The following is a 20631-nucleotide window of genomic DNA, read 5'->3' on the forward strand; positions in this document are numbered from 1 at the left end:
TGATGCGGGGGGTGGGGTAGAGCGTTCATAGCCCCATTTGCGCGGTAAGTAAAGCCGCAGCGCACGCCGTCGGCAACGCTGATGCGGCGCGCGAACGGGCTGCTCTCGCAAAGACGCCGCCACACGCGCCTGCGCCGGCTTGCGGTGGTGACAGCCCGCGCCGCCGTGCGCACTATGGCGTCATCCCGCCACGGAGCCGCACTCGATGATCGCCACGCCCGACTACCGCGCCCTGCTCGACACCGCCATCGCCGAGGCCCGCCAGGGCCTGGCCGAAGGCGGCATCCCGATCGGCGCGGCGCTGTACCACAACGACGGCCGCCTGCTCGGCTGCGGCCACAACCGCCGCGTGCAGGAAGGCGACCCATCGGTGCACGGCGAGACCGATGCGTTCCGCAAGGCCGGCCGCCAGCGCCGCTACAAGGACACCATCATGGTCACCACACTGGCGCCGTGCTGGTACTGCAGCGGCCTGGTGCGGCAGTTCAACATCGGCACCGTGGTGGTCGGCGAATCGGTCACGTTCCAGGGCGGTATCGACTGGCTGCGCGAGAATGGAGTCACCGTGATCGACCTGCACAGCCAGGAGTGCATCGACCTGCTCGGCGGCTACATCGCGGCCAATCCGGACGTGTGGAACGAGGACATCGGCGAGGACTGAGCGCGCCGCGCTCAGAACCGGTACTGCACACCGGCGCTGACCGTGCGCGCCGTGCCCACCGCCACCCACGGCGTCGCCGCGACCGAACTGGTGTAGTAGCTGCGGTCGAACACGTTGTCCACGTCCAGCGACACGCGCAACCGTTCGTCGATGCGCCAGTAAGCCATCAGCTTGGCCACGGTGTAGGCCGGCAAGCGTGCCGGTGCGATGCCGGCATTGGCTTGCGCCTGGGTATAGGCCTCGGCCAGCCGCGCGCCGGTATGGGTGATGCCGCCACCAAAGCCGAACAGGCCGCCGCCGGGCAGCGGCGTCTCGCGCACCGCCAGCACGCTGCCGTTGAGCCTGGGCACGTTGATCAGGCTGCCGCCGACCTGCAGCGTGTTGTCGCGCAGCACCTGCACCCGATTCCACGAGGCGCTGGCGTTGAGCCGCCAGTGCGCGCTCAGCTGGCCGGAAACGTCGGCCTCGGCGCCGCGGCTGCGCACGCGGCCGGCGGCGATCTGGTTGCCCGGATTGCGTGGATCGCCGGTGAGCACGTTGTCCTTGACGATCTCGTACAGCGCCAGGGTGCCGCCGAGGCGGCCGTCGCGCGCCTGCCACTTTCCGCCCAGCTCCAGCGCGCGGCCGGTTTCCGGCGCCGGCGTGGTGCTGGTGCCGGTGCCGTACCAGACGTCGGAGCCGCTGTTGGGGCGGAACGAACGCCCCGCATTGACGTACCACGACCATTGCTGGCCCGGCGCATAGCTCAGGCCGATGCGCGGCGTGGTCCTGGCCGGGGTCTGCGCGTAGCGGCCGCCGCTGCGGCGGTCCTGCAGCGTCTGCCGGTAGCGGTCGTGGCGCAGGCCGAGCAGCAGCGTCCACTGCGCGTTCAACGCCACCGCGTCCTGCAGGTACAGCGCCAGGTTGCGCTGGCGCTCGTGGGTATCGACGAACGGCAGCGGCGTCGGCAGCGCTTGCCCGTAGATCGGCGCGAACAGGTCAAGCGCGTACGGCGCGGCGGCGCTGGGGCGGACCCGCCGCATGCGTTGCTCGAGCACGAAGTCGTAGGCCTCCATGCCGACCAGCAGATCGTGGCGCCAGGTACCGCTGCGCAGCTGGCCGCGCAGTTCGGCCTGCAGCGCGCTGTCGTGCGAGGCGAAGTCGCGCCAGCGCCGCTGCCGCCACAGCGTGCGCGCATCGGCCTGCACCGCACTGGGTTCGGTGGAGTAGCCGCGCAGGCTGGCGTCGCGCTGCGACGCGGCGAGCAGCCCGCTCCATGTCTCGGGGAACGCGTGCCGCAGCAGCAGTTGGTGATTGCGGTTCTCGACCTGCACGTCGCCATCGCCCGGCTCGCCGAGGAAGCGCGAACGCGGCAGCGCGCGCAGGTCGCCGCGCACCGCGACCACGCCGCGGTCCAGCGGCGTGCGGTGGCGCAGCCATTCGCCGTTGTAGTCCAGCGTGGTGGCCTCGCCCAGGCGCCAGGTCAGCGCCGGCGCGAGGAAGCGGCGCCGCGTCTGCACGAAGTCGCGGAAGCTGTGTCTGTCCTCGGCGGCGAGGTTGAGCCGGTAGGCGACGCTGTCGCCCAGCGGCCCGGTGCTGTCGGCCGCGACGCGGTAGGCTTCATGGCTACCGGCGGACAGTTCCAGCGCGGTCGCCGGCCGCCACTGCGGCAGCTTGGTGACGATGTTGAGCGTGCCGCCCGGTTCGCTGCTGCCGTACAGCGCCGCCGCCGGCCCCTTCAGGAACTCGATCGCCTCGATGTTGGCGGTGTCGCGCGGCGCGTTGTAGCCGCGGTTGCCGGCCAGGCCGTTGAGCAGGGTCGCGCTGCCGGTGTTCTCGTTGCCGGGCAGCCCGCGCACCGCGAAGTTGTCCCACAGCCCGCCGAAGCCGTTCTGCCGCGAGATGCCGCCGACGTAGTCCAGGGTGCCGTCCAGGTGCGTCGCGCCGAGGTCGTCGATCGCCTGCCGCGGCAGCACCCGCACCGATTGCGGCAACTGGCGCAGGCTCAGCTCGGTCTTGCTGCCCTGGGTGGCATCGGCGTAGTAGGTGCCCGAGTCGCGGCGCCCGACCACGCGCACCGTGTCCAGTTCGGCAGGCTCGGACGCGGCGTCGAGGACCGCATCGGCATCGGCCGGACCGGCGCTCAGGCCGGCCAGCAAGGCGGCGACGAAGGACAGCGACTGCGGCGAACGTGGCGGCATGGAGCGAAGTACCCGAAAAAGAAATGTTATATTATTTCAATACTGGCACGAACCGCAGCGCATGTCTTCCGCTTCCCTCGCTCCTCCCCCGCCCTCCTCGCGCCTGGCCTCGATCGATCTGCTGCGCGGCACGGTGATGCTGCTGATGCTGCTCGACCACGTGCGCGAGACGTTCTATCTGCATCACCCGATCGGCGATCCGGTGGACGTGGAAACCACCGCCCCGGCGCTGTTCGTGGCGCGCCTGCTGGCGCACCTGTGTGCGCCGGTGTTCGTGTTCCTGACCGGGCTGTCGGCGTGGCTGTATGCAGCGCGGCAGCCGCATGGCCGCAAGGCGGCGGCGGCGTTCCTGCTCAAGCGCGGGCTGTTCCTGATCGTGCTGGAACTGACCCTGGTCAACTTCGCCTGGACCCTCTCGTTCCCGCCGCAGGTGCTGTACCTGCAGGTGATCTGGGCGATCGGACTGAGCATGCTGGCGCTGGCGGCGCTGCTATGGCTGCCGCGCCCGCTGCTGGCGCTGCTCGGCGTGGCGCTGGTGGCCGGGCACAACCTGCTCGATGGCGTGCATGTGCCCGGCGACGGTCCATTGGCCACGGCCTGGGCCGTCCTGCACGATCGCAGCTGGCTGCAACTGGGCGAACTGCGCGTGCGCACCTCGTATCCGTTGCTGCCGTGGATCGGGGTGATCGCGCTGGGCTATGCGGCCGGCCCCTGGTACGGCGCCGACACCGCGGCGCCGCAACGCAGGCAGCGCCTGCTGGCCTGCGGCCTCGGCGCGCTGGCGCTGTTCCACCTGCTGCGCTGGCACAACGGCTACGGCGATGCGCCCTGGCGCGACCAAGCCGACGTGGCGCACACCGCGATGAGCTTCTTCAACCTGACCAAGTACCCGCCGTCGCTGCTGTTCCTGCTGCTGACCCTGGGCGTGGGCCTGCTGTTGCTGCGCCTGTACGAGCAGCCGCGGCTGGCACGGGCGTTGGCGCCGCTGGCGGCGATCGGCGCGGCGCCGATGTTCTTCTACCTGCTGCACCTGTACGCACTGAAGCTGCTGTACCTGGCGGCGCTGGCGTACTGGGGCGCGAACAACGGCGCATTGTTCGGCGTGGACAGTGTGGCGGCGCTGTGGGCGATCGCCGCGGTGTTGGGCGTGGCGCTGTACTGGCCGGTGGCCGCGTTCGCGCGGCTGAAGGCGCGGCGCCGCGACCTGGCCTGGCTGCGCTATCTGTAGCGACGCCTGCGCCGGGCCGGCTCGGACCCGGATTCATCGCCGTGCAATGCCGGCATGCTCGACTGGTCGCCCTGTCCGCGCCTGGAGACCTGCGATGCCCACCCGCCTGCCGCGCCTGCCGCGCCTGCCGCTGATCGGCCTGATCTTCGCCGCCACCGCCGGCTGCGCCACCGCCGCGAGCCAACGCGATGCCTGGGTGGTGCAGCAGATCCACGACTACAACCATCCCTATGCGGCGCAGCAGGCCGAGCTGGATACCAAGATGGCGACGATGGCCGGCAGCGCCTACGCGTTCTACCGCGGCACCGACCATCTGTTCTACCAGGACATGAAGACCCTGCCGGCCTCGCTGTGGACCAGCCCGCAGACCGGCTACACCTGGCTCGGCGGCGACACCCACATCGGCAACTTCGATGCCGCGCGCGACAGCAGCGGCAAGGCGGTGTTCAAGGTCGCCGACTTCGACGAAGGCCATCTCGGCCAGTACGTGTGGGACCTGCGCCGGCTGGCGGCAAGCATGGTCCTGGCCGGGCGCGACAACGGCCTGTCCGACAGCGACATCGGCAGCGCGATCGACACGATGGTCGGCGCCTACCTGGACAAGATCGGCGACTTCAAGGGCAGCGACGCCGAGAAGAGTTTCCAGCTGGCCAAGAGCAACACCAGCGGCGTGGTGGCCAAGGCCATCGACAGCGCCGACGGCAAGAGCCGCAGCAGCCTGCTGGCCAAATACACCGCGGTCAGCGGCGGCAAGCGCACGTTCCAGAGCCTGGACACCCTGGTCGCGGTGGACAGCGCCACCGCCTCGGCAGTCGCCGCGGCGATGAACGGCTACGTGGCCTCGATCGCCGCGTCCAAGCGCTATGCGTCCAGCTACTACACGGTCAAGGACGTGCGCCAGAAACTCGGCTCGGGTACCGGCAGCCTCGGCCGGCAGCGGCTGTACGTGCTGATCGAAGGCGCCAGCAGCGCGACCGGCGACGACGTGATCCTGGAATGGAAGCAGGAAGCGGCCAGCGTGGTCGCCGTCGCCGCGCCGTCGCAGATGCCCGCCTCCAGCTACGACAATCACGAAGGCGAGCGCGTGGCGCGCACCGCCAAGGCGCAGACCCTGGATGCCGACGTGCTGATCGGCTACGCCAGCGTCGCCGGCGTGCCGTTCTACGTGCACGAGAAATCGCCGTTCCAGGAAGACCTGGACCCGGCCGCGCTGAGCAGCGCCGGCAAGCTGGCCACCGCCGCCACCTACCTGGGCCAGGCGCTGGCCTCGGCGCACGCGCTGTCCGACCAGGACTACGATCCGGCGGTGGTCGGTTACAGCATCGACAAGCAGATCGACGCGGCGGCCAGCAGCAAGAGCGGGTTGAAGTCGGAACTGCGTCAGTTCGCGTTCGACTACGCCGCGCAGGTGCAGTTGGATTGGCAGGGATTCGTGGCGGCTTACCAAGCGGGGACACCGTTGTACTGAGCGCTAGGTTCACCGCCAGCGAAACCTGTAGGAGCGGCTTCAGCCGCGACCGGGCGAAGCCGCCAAGCACACAATGCTCGCGAAGGATCAGGACCGATGCCCCTATCCCGCAGCAACCGTGCTCCTACGCCTCGCCAACGCTGCCGCCTGTACCCTCACCTAGCGCAGCTTCCCACACACCAGGCCTGCAGCTAGGCTGGCGCGATGCGCGCGCCCTCGTCGATCCTCCTGTTGCTCTGCCTGTGCGCCGCGCCCGCCGCCGCGCAGAAGGTGAATCGCTGCACCGGCGCCGACGGCGCCACGGTGTTCAGCGATCGCCGTTGCGAAGACCTGGGTGCGATCGACCGTTTGCCGCCGCGCACCGCGCCCAGTGCGGCCAGCGAAGGCGCCAGCGGCCTGTACCGGCCGCAATGCGTGCGCCGGCTGAGCGAACTGGCGCAGCAGATCCGCACCGCGGTGGATGCACGCGACGTCAATCGCCTGTCCACGCTGTATTGGTGGAACGGCGTCTCGGACGAGGCGGCGCGGCGCATCCTCGACCGCCTCGACGCGATCACCCAGCGGCCGTTGGTGGCGATCGTGCCGGTGGTGCCGGACCTGTCGGCGCAGGCGGCCTACCCAGCGGCCACGCTCCCGGCGTCCGGCACCTTGGCCGCTGCCGAGCAACGCACACCGGATGCCGCATCCGCGACGCCCCAGACATCGACCAGCACCGCAGGCAGCGAAAACGCCACACCGCCGCGCGCACGCGCGACCGGCTTGCGCCTGGAACAGACCCTCGGCAGCAGTGCGACCCCGACCTCGACCGTGCTGAGCCTGCGCCGCCAGTACAACTGCTTCTGGATCAGTTTCTAGCGCGCTCGACCTGGGTTTCCGCAGCCTGCATGATCCTCTGGTAATTGCCCGAGCTCGACCGAAACGTCATCCGCAGCCGCGCACGAGCTAATGACTGCGATCTGCGCGCACTGCGCCATCAACCTGTTCGCATCGCGCAACAGACCATGATCGACGCACGACACCGTTCGCTGCCTCCCCCCACTGTCAGGCAGCGTCCACATCCACCGGCCACAGCCCACGGATCGCGGCGATCCCCTGACCACCATGGCGGCGCGCTTCGGCCACCTGCGCCGGCAGCAGGCCGCCGATCGGGTACAGCGGCAGCGCCACTTCCTCGCGCAGGCGCTCGAACGCTTCCCAGCCCATCGGTGCGGCGCCGGGATGGCTGGCGGTAGCGGCCAGCGGGCCGACCACGGCGAAATCGCAGCCGAGCCGCTGCGCCGCCTGCAGCTCTTCCACGCTATGGCAGGACGCGGCAACGCATTGCCCCGCCGGCAGCGGACGAGCCTCGAACTGCGACAACTGCTCCGCGCCGAGGTGCACGCCGACGCCCAATTCCTGCGCCAGGGCCAGATCGCGATTGACCAGCACCTGCGCGCCGCGCGCCACGCACAGCGCCGCCGCGGCCCGTGCCAGCGGCTGCCAGCTGGCAGCTGGCAGGCTGCGCGCGCGCAGCTGTACGCGCTGCACGCCGCCTTGCAGCGCGCGTTCCAGCGACGCCAGCCAGCGCTCGGGATCGACCGGCTCCGGCGTCACCAGATAGCGATCGGGCTGGCGCAGCATCGCCACCACCGGCTGGTCGGCCGGCGGCATCGCGTAGCGGCCCAGCTTGTCCGGCGTCACCCAGGTCAGCGCCTGGCCCTCGCGGCCGCGCGCAGTGCCCTTCCACGACAGCACCTGGCGCATCTCCAGGCGCAGCCTTTTGTCCGGATAGCGCTGCGGCACTTCCATCAGCTGCGCGCCGACCGTCGCCTCGATACCCAGTTCCTCCTGCAGCTCGCGCACCAGGGCCTGCTCGGAGGTCTCGCCCGGCTCGCGCTTGCCGCCGGGAAACTCCCACAGGCCGGCGAGATCGCGCCCCTCGGTACGCCGGGCCAGCAAGATACGGCCGCGGGCATCGGTGATGACCCCGGCGACGACATGGATGGATCTGAGCGGTTCGGACATGGCGCAAGCTTGCCGTCTTCGGCGGTGCCAACGCAATGAATCCGGTTCACATCGTCGGCGATCCGCGTAGCGCGGCAGCGATCCGCAAGCATTCGGCCGACGTACGGCGCGGCGACGACCTGGACGACGCGGCAACAACGACGAAACCGACCGCACACGGCCATGCAAATGGACAACCCGCGGACGGTGGCGCCGGCGGTACCGAAACAGCCCGGCTCCCTCCCTTACCCAGGAAGGTCGTGTCCGATCCGCCACAGCACCCCACCCGGATCGTGCAGGGTGAAGTCGCGCATGCCCCACGGCCGATCCTCCGGCACGCCGATGCGCGCACCGTAGCGGCCGGCCAGATCGGCGGCATCGAGCCGCCGCCACCAGGCATCGGCATCCTCCACCCACAGGTGCAGCATCAGGTTGTGCGCCAGCGCCTGCTCGTAGAAATCCTGCAGCAGGAACGCACAGCGCTCGCCATGGCGAAAACAGACGAGTCCGTCGCCAAGCGGCTCCGCCACGAAGCCCACCTCGCGATAGAACTCCACGGACTGCGCGAAGTCGCGCGCCGGCACGAACACCTTCAACTCAAGACTGGCGGAACGCTCCACGGCATGCATCCAATGGCAATAGCGACAGCGAGCACCCTACCCGCAGAACACGCGACACGCCACACCGGCAAGCACGCCCCCAAGCCTCCCCAAAAACAAAACGCCCCGCACAAGGCGGGGCTGTAGATACAAGGGTTTGACCAATCACCGCACCGTCTGGAGCAAAGCCTAGCCCCTCTCCCGCCTGGAGAGGGGCTGGGGTGAGTGTCCGGCGCGAAGCGTCTCGTGAAGTTTGGGTGCACGAGGCTGCGCCCGTACCCTCATCCGCCCCTGCGGGGCACCGTCTCCCGGTGGGAGAAGGGAACAGCCGCTTTAGCCCCTCTCCCCTGGGAGAGGGGTTGGGGTGAGGGTCCGGCGCGAAGCGTCTCGCGGAGTTTGGTACACGAGGCTGCGCACGTACCCTCATCCGCCCCTCCGGGGCACCTTCTCCCGGTGGGAGAAGGGAACAGCCGCTTAGCCCCTCTCCCGCCGGGAGAGCGGTTGGGTGAGGGTCCGGCGCGAAGCGTCTCGCGGAGTTTGGGGCGCGCGCCGACAGGTGCGGGGTTTTGGAGAGTGATGAGCCGGAGCCCACGTTTTTGCGAAGCCAAACGTAGCGCTGTTGCGCGAATGTGCAACAGCGCTCGCGATAGCGCTTCTCTTAACTCAACTGCCCATGGCAATGCTTGTACTTCTTGCCGCTGCCGCACGGGCACGGATCGTTGCGGCCGACCTTGGGCGCCTCGCGGGTGACCTGCGCCACCTGCTGCGGGTTGTCGCCCAGCGCCATCTGCTCGACTTCCTCGTCGGCGCTGTAGCCGCCGGCGTCCTGATGCTGGAACTGCGCCTGGCGCAGCTGCGCCTCCATCTGCTGGCGTTCCTGCGCTTCCAGCGCCGCCACCTCTTCCTCGCTGCGGATACGCACGCGCGCCAGCAAGGTCACCACCTCGCGCTTGGCGTGCTCGAGCATCTCCGAGAACAGTTCGAAGGCTTCCTTCTTGTATTCCTGCTTCGGCTGCTTCTGCGCATAGCCGCGCAGGTGGATGCCCTGGCGCAGGTAGTCCATGCGCGCCAGGTGCTCCTTCCAGCTCTGGTCGAGCACGGTCAGCATCACGTGCTTTTCCAGCGCGCGCATGGTCTCGCCGCCGACTGCCGATTCCTTCTCCTGGAAATGGCGATCAACTTCCTCGCGCACTTTCTCGGCGATGCCGGCCGCATCCAGTTCCTCGTGGCGCTTGACCAGGTCGGTCAGCGACAGCGGCAGGCCCAGGTCGCTGGACAGGGTCGCTTCCAGCCCGGCCAGGTCCCACTGCTCGTCGATCGAGTTCGGCGGCACGAAACGCGCCACCAGGTCGTAGATCACGTCGTCGCGGATGCCGTCGACATTGTCCTTGACCGACTCGGCATCGAGCAGCTCGTCGCGCTGCGCGTAGATCACCTTGCGCTGGTCGTTGTTGACGTCGTCGAAGTCGAGCAGGTTCTTGCGGATGTCGAAGTTGTGCGCTTCGACCTTGCGCTGCGCCTTTTCGATCTGGCGGCTGACCATGCGGTCCTCGATGACGTCGTCTTCCTTCATGCCCATCATCCGCATCGCCTTCTGCACCCAGTCGGAGGCGAAGATGCGCATCAGGTTGTCTTCCAGCGACAGGTAGAAGCGCGAGGAACCCGGATCGCCCTGGCGGCCGGAACGGCCGCGCAGCTGGTTGTCGATACGCCGCGACTCGTGGCGCTCGGTGCCGATGATGTGCAGGCCGCCAGCGGCCTTGACCGCGTCGTGGCGTTCCTGCCAGGCGGCCTTCAGGCGCGCGCGTTCGTCGTCGCTCAGGTCGTCGCCCAGCGCGTGCAGCTCCGCTTCCAGCGAGCCGCCGAGCACGATGTCGGTACCGCGGCCGGCCATGTTGGTGGCGATGGTCACCGCGCCCGGCTGGCCGGCGTTGGCGACGATCTGCGCCTCGCGCTCGTGCTGCTTGGCGTTGAGCACCTCGTGGGTGACCCCGGCCTTGCGCAGGTGCTCGGAGAGCATCTCCGAGGTCTCGATCGAGGTGGTGCCGACCAGCACCGGCTGGCCGCGCTTGGCGCAATCCTCGATGTCGGCGAGCACCGCGTTGAACTTGCCCTGGCGGTTGAGGAACACCTGGTCCGGCCAGTCCTTGCGGATGGTCGGGCGGTTGGTCGGGATCACCACCACTTCCAGGTTGTAGATGCTCTGGAATTCGTAGGCTTCGGTATCGGCCGTACCGGTCATGCCGGACAGCTTCTTGTACATGCGGAACAGGTTCTGGAAGGTGATGCTGGCCAGCGTCTGGTTCTCGCGCTGCACCGGCACGCCTTCCTTCGCTTCCACCGCCTGGTGCAGGCCGTCGGACCAGCGCCGGCCCGGCAGGGTGCGGCCAGTGAATTCGTCGACGATGACCACTTCGCCGTCGCGCACGATGTAGTCCACGTCTCGCTGGTAGATCGCATGCGCGCGCAGCGCGGCGTTGAGGTGGTGCACCACGCTGAGGTTCTGCGCGCCGTACAGGCGGTCCTCGTCGTTGGTCAGGATCCCGGCCGCGCGCAGCAGCTCTTCGGCGTGCTCCATGCCCGCCTCGGACAGATGCACCTGCTTGCCCTTCTCGTCGACCCAGAAGTCGCCCTCGCCTTCCTCGGACTCCTGCTTGGTCAGCTGCGGCACGATGCGGTTGACGCGGATGTACAGTTCCGGCGAATCGTCGGCCGGACCGGAGATGATCAGCGGGGTGCGCGCCTCGTCGATCAGGATCGAGTCCACTTCGTCGACGATGGCGTAGTTCAGGCCGCGCTGATAGCGGTCGGCCTTGGACAGCGCCATGTTGTCGCGCAGGTAGTCGAAGCCGAATTCGTTGTTGGTGCCGTAGGTGATGTCGGCGGCGTAGGCGGCGTGCTTGTCGCTGTGCGGCATGCCCGGATAGACCACGCCCACGCTCAGCCCCAGCCAGTTGTACAGCTTGCCCATCTGCGCGGCGTCGCGGCGCGCCAGGTAGTCGTTGACGGTGACCACGTGCACGCCCTTGTCTTCCAGCGCGTTGAGGTACACCGGCAGCGTCGCCACCAGGGTCTTGCCTTCGCCGGTGCGCATTTCCGCGATCTTGCCCAGGTGCAGGACCATGCCGCCGATCAGCTGCACGTCATAATGGCGCATGCCGAGCACGCGGCGGCTGGCCTCGCGGCACACCGCGAAGGCTTCCGGCAGCACCTTGTCCAGGCTCTCGCCGCCGGCGATGCGCCCGCGCAGTTCCGGGGTCTTGGCCTGCAGCTGCGCGTCGGAGAGCTGCTCCATCTCCGGTTCCAGCGCATTGACCTTGGCGACGATACGGTGGAGCTGACGCAGCTGGCGTTCGTTGCGACTACCGAAAACGCGAGTAAGCAGACTGTTGATCATTGAAGGAACCGGTTGGAAAGGAACGCCCGTACGGCCCAATCCCCCAGGGAATCGGCGGGCCGCAAACGAAACAGGGCGCGAGGCGCCCTGTCGTGGCAAAGCGTATTGTAGCTTGGGGCGGGCTCCGGCGATTCAAGCGCCGGCACGCCGCCCCAGGCCCGACTCAGCCGCGGCCGCGGCGGCCCACCGGGGTGGCGCCGTCGCCGAGGAACTTGGCCGGATTCATCACCACGCCGTCCTTCCAGACCTCGAAATGCACGTGCGCGCCGGTGGAACGGCCGGTGGAGCCGGCCTTGGCCACTTCCTGGCCGACCCGCACCAGATCGCCGACCTTCACCGACAAGCGCGAATTGTGCGCGTAGCGGGTGACATAACCGTTGCCGTGATCGACCTCGACCACGTTGCCGTAGCCACCGCGCACGCCCGAGTAGCTGACCACGCCATCGGCCACGGCCAGCACCGGGTCGCCGACGTTGGCGTGGAAGTCGATGCCCTTGTGGTTGCCGGCGCCACCGCCGAACGGATCGGCGCGGCCGCCGAAACCGGAGGTGATGTAGCTGTTGCGGATCGGCATCCGCGACGGCACCGCGTTCTGGTCGAGCTGGTGGTCGAACAGCAGCGATTCGAGCACCGACAGCTGCTGGCCGGACGTGGCGAACTGCTGCTGCAGCCCGTCCAGCTCCTTGCTCAGCTGCGGCGCCGGCATGTCCTGGCTGACCTCGTCGTCGCCGCCACCGACGCCGACCGGCTGGTCGAAGTCGAATTCGCCGTCTTGCAGCTTGCCCATGCGGGTCAGGCGTTCGCCCAGCGCGTTCAGGCGCGTGGCCTGCGCCTGCAGTTCGCCCAGCCGCGCGGCCAGCGCGTTGACCTGGGTCTGCGCGTCGCGGCGCACCTGCGCCAGCTCCGCGTCCTGCCGCTCCACCTTGGCCCGCAGCTGCGCCGAACCGACGAAGCCGGTCGCGGCGCTGACGCCGATGCCGAGTACCATGCCCACCGCCAACACCGTGCCCAGCACGGCCAGGGGACGCCGGTCTGCGAACTCGCGCAGACGCCACGGCAGGTCCTTTATCCCCTTTTCACGCGAATTGATTACGATCTTCTTAAACGCCATATGAGTTTTCATGTCTAAGCGAAAGTCCGGCGAGGGCCATACCACCGCGCCGATGCCGGCGTTGGACGCCGCATTGGCGGACAAGGTGGGCGACCCGTTGCGGCGTGCCTTGTGGCTCGACGCGCTGGACCGACAGTTGCGCCCCCATCTGCCGCCGAATCTGGCCTCCCGTTGCCGGTTGGCCAATGTGAACGGCGAACAGCTCGTTTTTCTCGTTGACTCTCCGGTCTGGCACGCCCGGGTAAGGCTCGCCGAGGCCGATATCCTCGCTGCGGCCCGGTCCCTCGGGCTGAAGGCCACCAGGGTGACCGTCAAGACTGCGACTGCATCCGCGCATTCCCCAATGCAACAGGCAAGAAGCAGGCCAGCACCGGTTTCCGCTGCGACGCACAAGGGATTGCGCGACGCGCTGGCGTCCTTGCAGGACGTCGATTCCACGACGCCTGAAGCAACGACGGCCTCCGGCCGGCGCGGTCTGCGTACGTAGACACGCACGACACGACCCGACGCATCCTAGCGGGCACCGGCGTCGAGGTCGTTATCGATTCGTTAAATAGAAGTTAAGAAGGGCCGAAGACGCGATGGATCGCCCATTCCGTGATCCCTGACCGGTCCCGGCCGCGGGCTGGAAAACTTTAGGCGTAAGCCACGGCCCCGTAGGCCACCGGTGCCGGCACGGCCTTGGAATCGAAGCTCACCCACTCCCACGCGGCCTGCTCGGCGAGCAGCGCGCGCACCAGCTTGTTGTTCAGCGCATGGCCGGATTTGTAGCCTTCGTAGGCGCCGAGGATGGCGCCGCCAGCCAGGTACAGGTCGCCGATCGCATCTAGGATCTTGTGCCGCACGAACTCGTCGGCGTAGCGCAGGCCATCGTCGTTGAGCACGCGGAACTCGTCGAGCACGATGGCGTTGTCCATCGACCCGCCCAGGCCCAGGTTGCGCTCGCGCATGTACTCCAGATCGCGCATGAAGCCGAAGGTGCGCGCGCGGGAGATTTCCTTGATGTAGGCCATGGTCGAGAACTCGATTTCCTGGCGCGACTGCTTGGCCGGGATCATCGGGTGGTCGAACTGGATGGTGAAGCCGAGCTTGTAGCCGTCGTACGGCTCGAAGCGGGCGATCTTGTCGCCGTCGCGCACTTCCACCGGATGCTTGATGCGGATGAAGCGCTTGGGCTTGCCCTGCTCGACGATGCCTGCGGACTGCAGCAGGAACACGAACGGGCCGGAGGAACCGTCCATGATCGGCAATTCGGCCGAGGACAGCTCGACGATGGCGTTGTCCACGCCGAGGCCGGCCATCGCCGACATCAGGTGTTCCACCGTCTGGATCTTGGCGTCGCCACGGCTCAGCCCGGTGCACAGCGTGGTCTCGGTGACCAGTTGCGCATCGGCCGGCACTTCCACTGCCGGTTCCAGATCGACGCGCCGAAACACGATGCCGTGATCGGCCGGCGCAGGGCGCAGGGTCATGTACACCTTGTCGCCGCTATGCAGGCCTACGCCAGTGGCGCGGATCGTGTTCTTGAGGGTGCGTTGCTGGGTCATGGGAGACAGTCTGGGAACGTCCGCTCAGACGGGAACTGAACGGAATTGAGAATATCACGCGTTTAGCCAAATTTTAACAATACGGTCACAGCGTCCTATTTGCGCAACGCTGGCGGAGGCCGGCGTCGCGGTCGCAAAAATCTGCCGGGTCGAGACGACCCGGCAGCAAAGGACACGGCGCGCCGCCCAGGCGGACACTCCCGAACGGCGGTGTTGCGGCCGGCGCAGGGCCGGCCTGGCGAAACCTCAGTCGGCCTGGCGGCGCAAGAACGCCGGGATGTCCAGGTAATCGTTCGGCAGATCGGCCGCCGCCGGTGCCGGTGCGGACGCGCCCATCGCATCGCTGCTCGGACGCCGCAGGCCCAGGCCCATCGCACCGCCGACCGCCTTGGACACGGCGTCGCCGCCATGCTCGAAGTCGCCGAATTCCGGCTGGCCGGTGGTGGCGTTGCGCACCAGCTTGATCGGCGCGCGCTGCTCCGGACGCTGGGTCTGGCGCGACACGGCACGGTTCAGGCCGGTGGCGACCACGGTCACGCGGACCTCGTCCTGCATGTCCGGGTCGAGCACGGTGCCGACCACGACGGTCGCGTCTTCCGAGGCGAAGCCTTCGATGGTGCGGCCGATCTCGTCGAACTCGGCCATGGTGAAGTCCGGACCGGCGGTGATGTTGACCAGGATGCCGTTGGCGCCGGCCAGGTTGACGTCGTCCAGCAGCGGGTTCTGGATCGCCGCTTCGGCCGCCGCCTGCGCGCGGTCGTCGCCGCGTGCCGAGCCGGTGCCCATCATCGCCAGGCCCATTTCCGACATCACCGTGCGCACGTCGGCGAAGTCGACGTTGATCAGGCCCGGACGCACGATCAGGTCGGCGATGCCCTGCACGGCGCCCTGCAGCACGTCGTTGGCGGCGCGGAACGCCTGGATCATGGTGGCGTTGCGGCCGAGCACGGTGATCAGCTTTTCGTTGGGGATGGTGATCAGCGAGTCGCAATGCTGGCTCAGTTCCTCGATGCCCTTCAGCGCGACCTGCATGCGCCGGCGGCCTTCGAACGGGAACGGCTTGGTGACCACGGCAACGGTCAGGATGCCCATCTCCTTGGCCAACTGCGCGACCACGGGTGCGGCGCCGGTGCCGGTGCCGCCGCCCATGCCGGCGGTGATGAACACCATGTCCGCGCCCTGCAGCGCGTCCATGATGCGTTCGCGGTCTTCCAGCGCAGCCTGGCGGCCGACTTCCGGATTCGCGCCGGCACCCAGGCCCTTGGTGACGTTGGTGCCGAGCTGCAGCTGCAGCTTGGCGCCGCAGTTCTTGATCGCCTGCGAGTCGGTGTTGGCGGTGATGAACTCCACGCCGTCCACGCTGCTGCTGACCATGTGCGCGACCGCGTTGCCGCCGCCGCCGCCCACGCCGACCACCTTGATTACCGCGTTGGGTGCCATCTTTTCAATCAGTTCGAAATGCGCCATGTCCGTGTCCTCTTTGAGCCGGGATTCGGGATTGGGGAGTGGGGATTCGGAACAGCTCCGATCCTCGTTCCCGCCTCTCCGTCCGGCGAGTGTTGTTGTTTGGAAGCCGGGATTCGGGATTCGGGAATGGGGATTCGCAAAAGCGCGATCGCCCAACCCGTTGCCCGCTCCGCGGCGGAATCACTACAAAAAAAACCTGTCGCCTACCTTCTCTCCGCTCTCCGCTTTCTTGCCTTTGCTGTTGCTGTTGCCCTTACGAATCCCAAATCCCCAATCCCGAATCCCAGCCCTCAAAACTCGCCGCGATACCAATTCTTCAATTTCTTGAACAGGCTGCCGGCGCGCCCGGTGGGCAGCGACGGACGCCGGGGGTGTTCGATCTGGCTGCCCATCAGCAGCAGGCCCACGCCGGTGGCGTGCACCGGGTTGCCGACCACTTCGCCCAGGCCGGTGACGTGCTGCGGAATGCCCACGCGGACCGGCATCTGCACCATTTCCTCGGCCAGTTCGACCACGCCTTCCATCTTCGAGGCGCCGCCGGTCAGCACCATGCCGGCGCGCACCAGTTCCTCGAAGCCGGAGCGGCGCAGTTCGGCCTGCACCATCTCGAAGATTTCCTCGTAGCGGCCCTGCACCGCCTGCGCCAGCGAATGGCGCGGCATGCGCCGCGGCGGGCGGTCACCGACGCTCGGCACTTGAATGCTTTCCTCGGCGGTGGCCAGCTGCGCCAGCGCGCAGGCATAGCGCACCTTGATCTGCTCGGCTTCCGGGGTGGGCGTGCGCAGCATGTGCGCGATGTCGTTGGTGACGTGGTCGCCGGCGATCGGCAGCGAGGCGGTGTGGCAGATCGCGCCCTGCACGAACACCGCCAGGTCGGTGGTGCCGGCGCCCATATCCACCAGCACCACGCCCAGCTCGCGCTCGTCGGCGGTCAGCACCGCGACCGAGGACGCCAGCGAGGACAGGATCAGGTCGTCCACCTGCAGGCCGCAGCGCTGCACGCACTTGCTGATGTTGGCCGCGGCCGACTGCGCGCACACCACCAGGTGCGCATGCACCTCCAGGCGCACGCCGGTCATGCCGACCGGGTTGCGGATGCCTTCCTGCGAATCGTCGAGCACGTACTCGCGCGGGATCGCGTGCAGGATGCGCTGGTCGGCCGGGATCGCCACCGCCTTGGCCGCTTCCAGCACCCGGTCCAGATCGTTCCAGGTGACCTCTCCGTCGCGGATCGGCACGATGCCGGGCGAGTTCTTGCACTGCACGTGGTTGCCGGAGATCGACGCGTACACCGAGCGGATCTCGCAGCCGGCCATCAGCTCCGCTTCCTCGACCGCGCGCTGGATCGACTGCACGGTGGACTCGATGTCCACCACCACGCCGCGCTTGAGCCCGCGCGATTCGTGCGAACCGATGCCGATCACCTCGATCGGATTGCCGGGCGAATACTCGCCGACCAGCGCGACGACCTTGGAGGTGCCGATGTCCAGTCCAACGATGAGGGATTTGTCGCCTTTGCGGTTCATGTCTTGGAGCCGGGAATAGAGAATGGGGAATTGGGAATGGGGAAGAGCGGGCTCATGCGCGGGGATGGAGGGTCGGCCAATGCCGCATGGCGCGCGGGTTGGGTCGGAGCCGCGGGCTTTTTCTCCATTCCCGGCTCCCGGTTCACGATTCCCCGCTCCACGGTAAATCCATTGGTGTAGCGCAGGTCGGCGCGGGCGATCGGCGCCTGTTCCGGCGTGGCCAGTTGCGGCAGCACGCGGGCGAAGCGCGCCAGGCGCGCGCGGGCGTCGTCGCGGCCGACCACCACCTGCACGCCGTTGCCCAATTGCAGCGACCAGCTGCCGCGCGCGTCCATCGCCACGCCGTCGACCTGCAGCCCGGCCGGCGCGAACAGCGCGCGCGATTCGTTGTACAGCGCGACCACGTCCTGCGCCTTGGCATCCGGACCGGCCAGTTGCGGTAACGCCATGCCGCGCAATTCGCTCGGCAAGGCGAAGATGCGGCCCTGCTCGGACAGCATGCGGTCGCTGCCCCAGCGCGCGAACGGACGGTGCTCGGTGACGCGCACTTCCAGCACGTCCGGCCAGCGCTTGCGCACCCGCGCGCTTTCCACCCACGGCAGCCGCTCGATCGCGTCCTGCGCGTCCTGCAGGCGGACCGCGAAGAAACCGCGGCGTGCGTACGGCAACACCACCTGGCGCAACTGCTCAGCCGGCACGCGCTTGAAATCGCCGCTGACCTGCAACCGGCTCAGCGGCCAGCGCTCGGCGCCGACCCAGCCGTTGAGCACCGCCACCACCGGCAACGCGACCAATGCCAGCGCCAGCAGCCAGGCCAGGATGCGCAGGAGGGCGGTCATGCGGCACTCCGTGCCGTGGGATTCGGGATTCGGCATTGGGGATTCGCGCAAAGCGCACAGCAGGACTCACCGGCAGCACGATGCTGCCGCTGTGCGAATCCCGAATCCCCAATCCCGAATCCCGGCTTCACAGCGTCTGCTCCAGCACGCGCCACACCAGTTCTTCGAAATCGATGCCGGCCTGGCGTGCGGCCTTGGGCACCAGCGAGTGGCTGGTCATGCCCGGCGCGGTGTTGGCTTCCAGCAGCGCGAAATCGCCACTGTTGCCGTCGCGCATCACGTCCACGCGGCCCCAGCCGCGGCAGCCGGCGGCGCGGAATGCGGCCAGCGCCAGTTCGCCCAGGGCGCGCTCGTCGTCGCCGTCCAGGCCCGGGCACAGGTACTGGGTGTCCTCGGCCACGTACTTGGCGTGGTAGTCGTACCACTGGCCCTTGGGCACGATGCGGATCGACGGCAGCGCGGTGTCGCCGAGAATGGCCACGGTCAGCTCGTCGCCGACGACCATCTGCTCCATCAGCAGTTCGCCGTCGTAGCGCGCGGCCAGGGCCACCGCCTCGTCCAGCTGCGCCGGCTCGAACACGCGGGTCACGCCGACGCTGGAGCCTTCGTTGGCCGGCTTGACGATCACCGGCAGGCCCAGTTGTGCGGCCGCGGCGCGGATCGCGTCCGCTTGCGCGGTCGCCGCCAGGCGCACGTAGCGCGGCGTCGGCAGGCCCAGCGACAGCCACACCTGCTTGGTCCGCACCTTGTCCATGCTCAGCGCCGAGCCGAGCACCGGCGAGCCGGTGTACGGCACGCCGAACGCATCCATCAGGCCCTGCACGATCCCGTCTTCGCCGCCGCCGTTGTGGCCGTGCAGCACGTTGAACACGCGATCGAAGCGCTTGTCGACCAATGCCTGCGCCAACGCAGGAATGCCGTCCACCGCGACCGCGTCGACGCCGCGCGCGCGCAGCGCCTCGAGTACGTTGCGGCCCGAATCCAGCGACACCTCGCGCTCACTGGAGGTGCCGCCGAGCAGCACCGCGACGCGGCCGAACACGGCCGGGTCGGTGTGGCGCGGCGGCGCGAAATTCTGTGCGTTCATGGCTTGGCTCCGCTAACGAACCCGTCCTGCGCGATGTGCTGGGCGACGTAGCCGATGTCGCCTGCGCCCATCATCAACAGCAGATCGCCGTCCTGCAGCACGTCCGGCAGCACTTCGCTCAGTTCGGCGACTTGCCCGACCACCACCGGCTCGCTGCGCCCGCGCGCACGGATCGCGCGCGCCAGCGAGCGCGCGTCGGCGCCGGGGATCGGCGCTTCGCCGGCCGGGTAGACCTCGCTGAGCACCAACGCATCGACTTCCGACAGCACCGCGGCGAACGCGTCGAACTGGTCGCGGGTGCGGCTGTAGCGGTGCGGCTGGAACGCGACCACCAGGCGCTTGTCCGGCCAGCCGCCGCGCGCGGCGGCGAACACCGCGGCCAGTTCGCGCGGATGGTGGCCATAGTCGTCGACCAGGCGCACGCGGGCGCCGGCGGCGGTGGTCACTTCGCCCAGGTCGTTGAAGCGGCGGCCGATGCCGGCGAAGCTCTGCAGCGCACTGGCGATCGCCTCAGGCGCTACGCCCAGCTGCCAGCCGATGGCGGCGGCGGCCAGCGCGTTGAGCACGTTGTGCCGGCCGGGCAAGGCCAGCGTCACCGGCGTGCTGCTGCCTTCTGGCAGGCGCAGGGTGAAGCGCATGCGCGGGCCGTCCTGGACCACGTCCTCGGCGCGCACGTCGGCGTTCTCGCTGAAGCCGTAGCTCATCACGTGACGCGGGGTCTTGGCGGCCAGCGCGGCCACTTCCGGATCGTCGATGCACAGCACGGCCAGGCCGTAGAACGGCAGGCGCTGCAGGAATTCGGCGAACGCGGCCTGCACCCGGGCGAAATCGTTGCCGTAGTTCTCCAGGTGATCGGCGTCGATGTTGGTGATCACCGAGATCAGCGGATTCAGGCGCAGGAAGCTGCCATCGCTCTCGTCGGCCTCGGCCACCAGCCACTGGCCGCCGCCGAGCTTGGCGTTGGCGCCGGCGGCGAGCAGCTGCCCGCCGATGACGAAGGTCGGGTCCAGCCCGCCTTCGCTGAGCACCGCCGCGGCCAGGCTGGTGGTGGTGGTCTTGCCGTGCGTGCCGGCCACCGCGATGCCGCGGCGGAAGCGCATCAGCTCGGCCAGCATCGCCGCGCGCGGCATGATCGGGATGCGCTGGCTGCGCGCCTCCATCAGTTCCGGGTTGTCGTCGCGGATCGCGCTGGATACGACCACGCAGTCGGTGCCGAGCACGTTGGCCGCCGAATGCCCGCGCATCACCCGCGCACCGAGCGTGACCAGGCGCCGGGTCGCCGCGTTGTCGGCGTTGTCCGACCCAGACACTTCGTAGCCCAGGGTCAGCATGACCTCGGCGATGCCGCTCATGCCGGTGCCGCCGATGCCGACGAAGTGCACGCGCGGAAACGCGCGGACCAGGTCGCCGGTGTCGTGGAGGCGGCGGATCACAGGGCACCTCCGGCGGAGGTGCCGGGATTGGGGATTGGGGATTGGGGATTGGTGGCGTCGCCGGTGGCCTGTTGCCGCGGCGCCTCGCCCTGTACGGATGTCTGC

At 68.6% G+C, this 20631-nt stretch carries 16 protein-coding genes; 5 read left to right on the plus strand and 11 right to left on the minus strand.

Features of this window, described 5'->3' with window-relative positions; all coding sequences use genetic code 11:
- Window positions 1-205 precede the first annotated feature (205 nt).
- Window positions 206-661: a nucleoside deaminase gene (locus tag HEP75_RS17630; RefSeq protein WP_185824374.1), complete on the plus strand. Its 456-nt coding sequence runs from the start codon at window positions 206-208 to the stop codon at window positions 659-661.
- A gap of 11 nt (window positions 662-672) precedes the next feature.
- Here the strand turns inward: HEP75_RS17630 and HEP75_RS17635 are convergent, their stop codons facing one another.
- The gene (locus HEP75_RS17635) at window positions 673-2841 is read right to left on the minus strand and encodes a TonB-dependent siderophore receptor (protein ID WP_185824375.1); all 2169 of its coding nucleotides are present in this window, start codon (window positions 2839-2841) and stop codon (window positions 673-675) included.
- A gap of 61 nt (window positions 2842-2902) precedes the next feature.
- Here HEP75_RS17635 and HEP75_RS17640 point away from each other — a divergent pair, with 61 nt between their 5' ends.
- The 3 genes from HEP75_RS17640 (at window position 2903) to HEP75_RS17650 (ending at window position 6392) form a co-directional block, all read left to right on the plus strand.
- On the plus strand, window positions 2903-4069 hold the full coding sequence (locus tag HEP75_RS17640) for a heparan-alpha-glucosaminide N-acetyltransferase domain-containing protein (protein ID WP_185824376.1): 1167 nt from the start codon (window positions 2903-2905) through the stop codon (window positions 4067-4069).
- A 94-nt stretch (window positions 4070-4163) separates the two neighbouring features.
- Window positions 4164-5537: a DUF2252 family protein gene (locus tag HEP75_RS17645; RefSeq protein ID WP_185824377.1), complete on the plus strand. Its 1374-nt coding sequence runs from the start codon at window positions 4164-4166 to the stop codon at window positions 5535-5537.
- 204 nt (window positions 5538-5741) lie between these two features.
- On the plus strand, window positions 5742-6392 hold the full coding sequence (locus HEP75_RS17650) for a DUF4124 domain-containing protein (protein ID WP_185813896.1): 651 nt from the start codon (window positions 5742-5744) through the stop codon (window positions 6390-6392).
- 186 nt (window positions 6393-6578) lie between these two features.
- Here HEP75_RS17650 and HEP75_RS17655 read toward each other — a convergent pair whose 3' ends face one another.
- From HEP75_RS17655 to HEP75_RS17670, 4 genes are all read right to left on the minus strand, one after another.
- Complete coding sequence (locus HEP75_RS17655) at window positions 6579-7541, minus strand: Nudix family hydrolase (RefSeq protein WP_185813897.1); 963 nt, start codon at window positions 7539-7541, stop codon at window positions 6579-6581.
- A gap of 224 nt (window positions 7542-7765) precedes the next feature.
- Window positions 7766-8140: a VOC family protein gene (locus HEP75_RS17660; protein WP_185813898.1), complete on the minus strand. Its 375-nt coding sequence runs from the start codon at window positions 8138-8140 to the stop codon at window positions 7766-7768.
- Window positions 8141-8777: 637 nt separating this feature from the next.
- Window positions 8778-11516, minus strand: coding sequence for a preprotein translocase subunit SecA (secA, locus tag HEP75_RS17665; protein ID WP_185820972.1), 2739 nt, complete (start codon window positions 11514-11516; stop codon window positions 8778-8780).
- A gap of 163 nt (window positions 11517-11679) precedes the next feature.
- Window positions 11680-12627: a M23 family metallopeptidase gene (locus HEP75_RS17670; RefSeq protein WP_185824378.1), complete on the minus strand. Its 948-nt coding sequence runs from the start codon at window positions 12625-12627 to the stop codon at window positions 11680-11682.
- Between the two features lie 10 nt (window positions 12628-12637).
- Between HEP75_RS17670 and HEP75_RS17675 the strand changes: the two genes are divergently transcribed.
- Entirely contained in the window at window positions 12638-13114 is a 477-nt protein-coding gene (locus HEP75_RS17675; RefSeq protein WP_185813901.1) for a DUF721 domain-containing protein, read from the plus strand.
- Between the two features lie 148 nt (window positions 13115-13262).
- Here HEP75_RS17675 and lpxC read toward each other — a convergent pair whose 3' ends face one another.
- The 6 genes from lpxC to murC form a co-directional block, all read right to left on the minus strand.
- Complete coding sequence (gene lpxC / locus HEP75_RS17680) at window positions 13263-14174, minus strand: UDP-3-O-acyl-N-acetylglucosamine deacetylase (RefSeq protein ID WP_185824379.1); 912 nt, start codon at window positions 14172-14174, stop codon at window positions 13263-13265.
- Between the two features lie 246 nt (window positions 14175-14420).
- On the minus strand, window positions 14421-15641 hold the full coding sequence (gene ftsZ, locus HEP75_RS17685) for a cell division protein FtsZ (protein WP_046979230.1): 1221 nt from the start codon (window positions 15639-15641) through the stop codon (window positions 14421-14423).
- Between the two features lie 290 nt (window positions 15642-15931).
- The gene (gene ftsA / locus HEP75_RS17690) at window positions 15932-17167 is read right to left on the minus strand and encodes a cell division protein FtsA (RefSeq protein WP_003465508.1); all 1236 of its coding nucleotides are present in this window, start codon (window positions 17165-17167) and stop codon (window positions 15932-15934) included.
- Window positions 17164-18006 (minus strand): cell division protein FtsQ/DivIB, encoded by an 843-nt coding sequence (locus HEP75_RS17695; protein ID WP_185824380.1) that lies wholly within the window; start codon window positions 18004-18006, stop codon window positions 17164-17166. The genes ftsA and HEP75_RS17695 overlap by 4 nt, the downstream gene beginning before the upstream one ends.
- A gap of 127 nt (window positions 18007-18133) precedes the next feature.
- Complete coding sequence (locus HEP75_RS17700) at window positions 18134-19093, minus strand: D-alanine--D-alanine ligase (protein WP_185824381.1); 960 nt, start codon at window positions 19091-19093, stop codon at window positions 18134-18136.
- Window positions 19090-20526 (minus strand): UDP-N-acetylmuramate--L-alanine ligase, encoded by a 1437-nt coding sequence (murC, locus tag HEP75_RS17705; RefSeq protein WP_185824382.1) that lies wholly within the window; start codon window positions 20524-20526, stop codon window positions 19090-19092. Before murC ends, HEP75_RS17700 begins: the two co-directional genes overlap by 4 nt.
- Window positions 20527-20631 lie beyond the last annotated feature (105 nt).

It is taken from the genome of Xanthomonas sp. SI, from assembly GCF_014236855.1.
Classification (GTDB): Bacteria; Pseudomonadota; Gammaproteobacteria; order Xanthomonadales; family Xanthomonadaceae; genus Xanthomonas_A.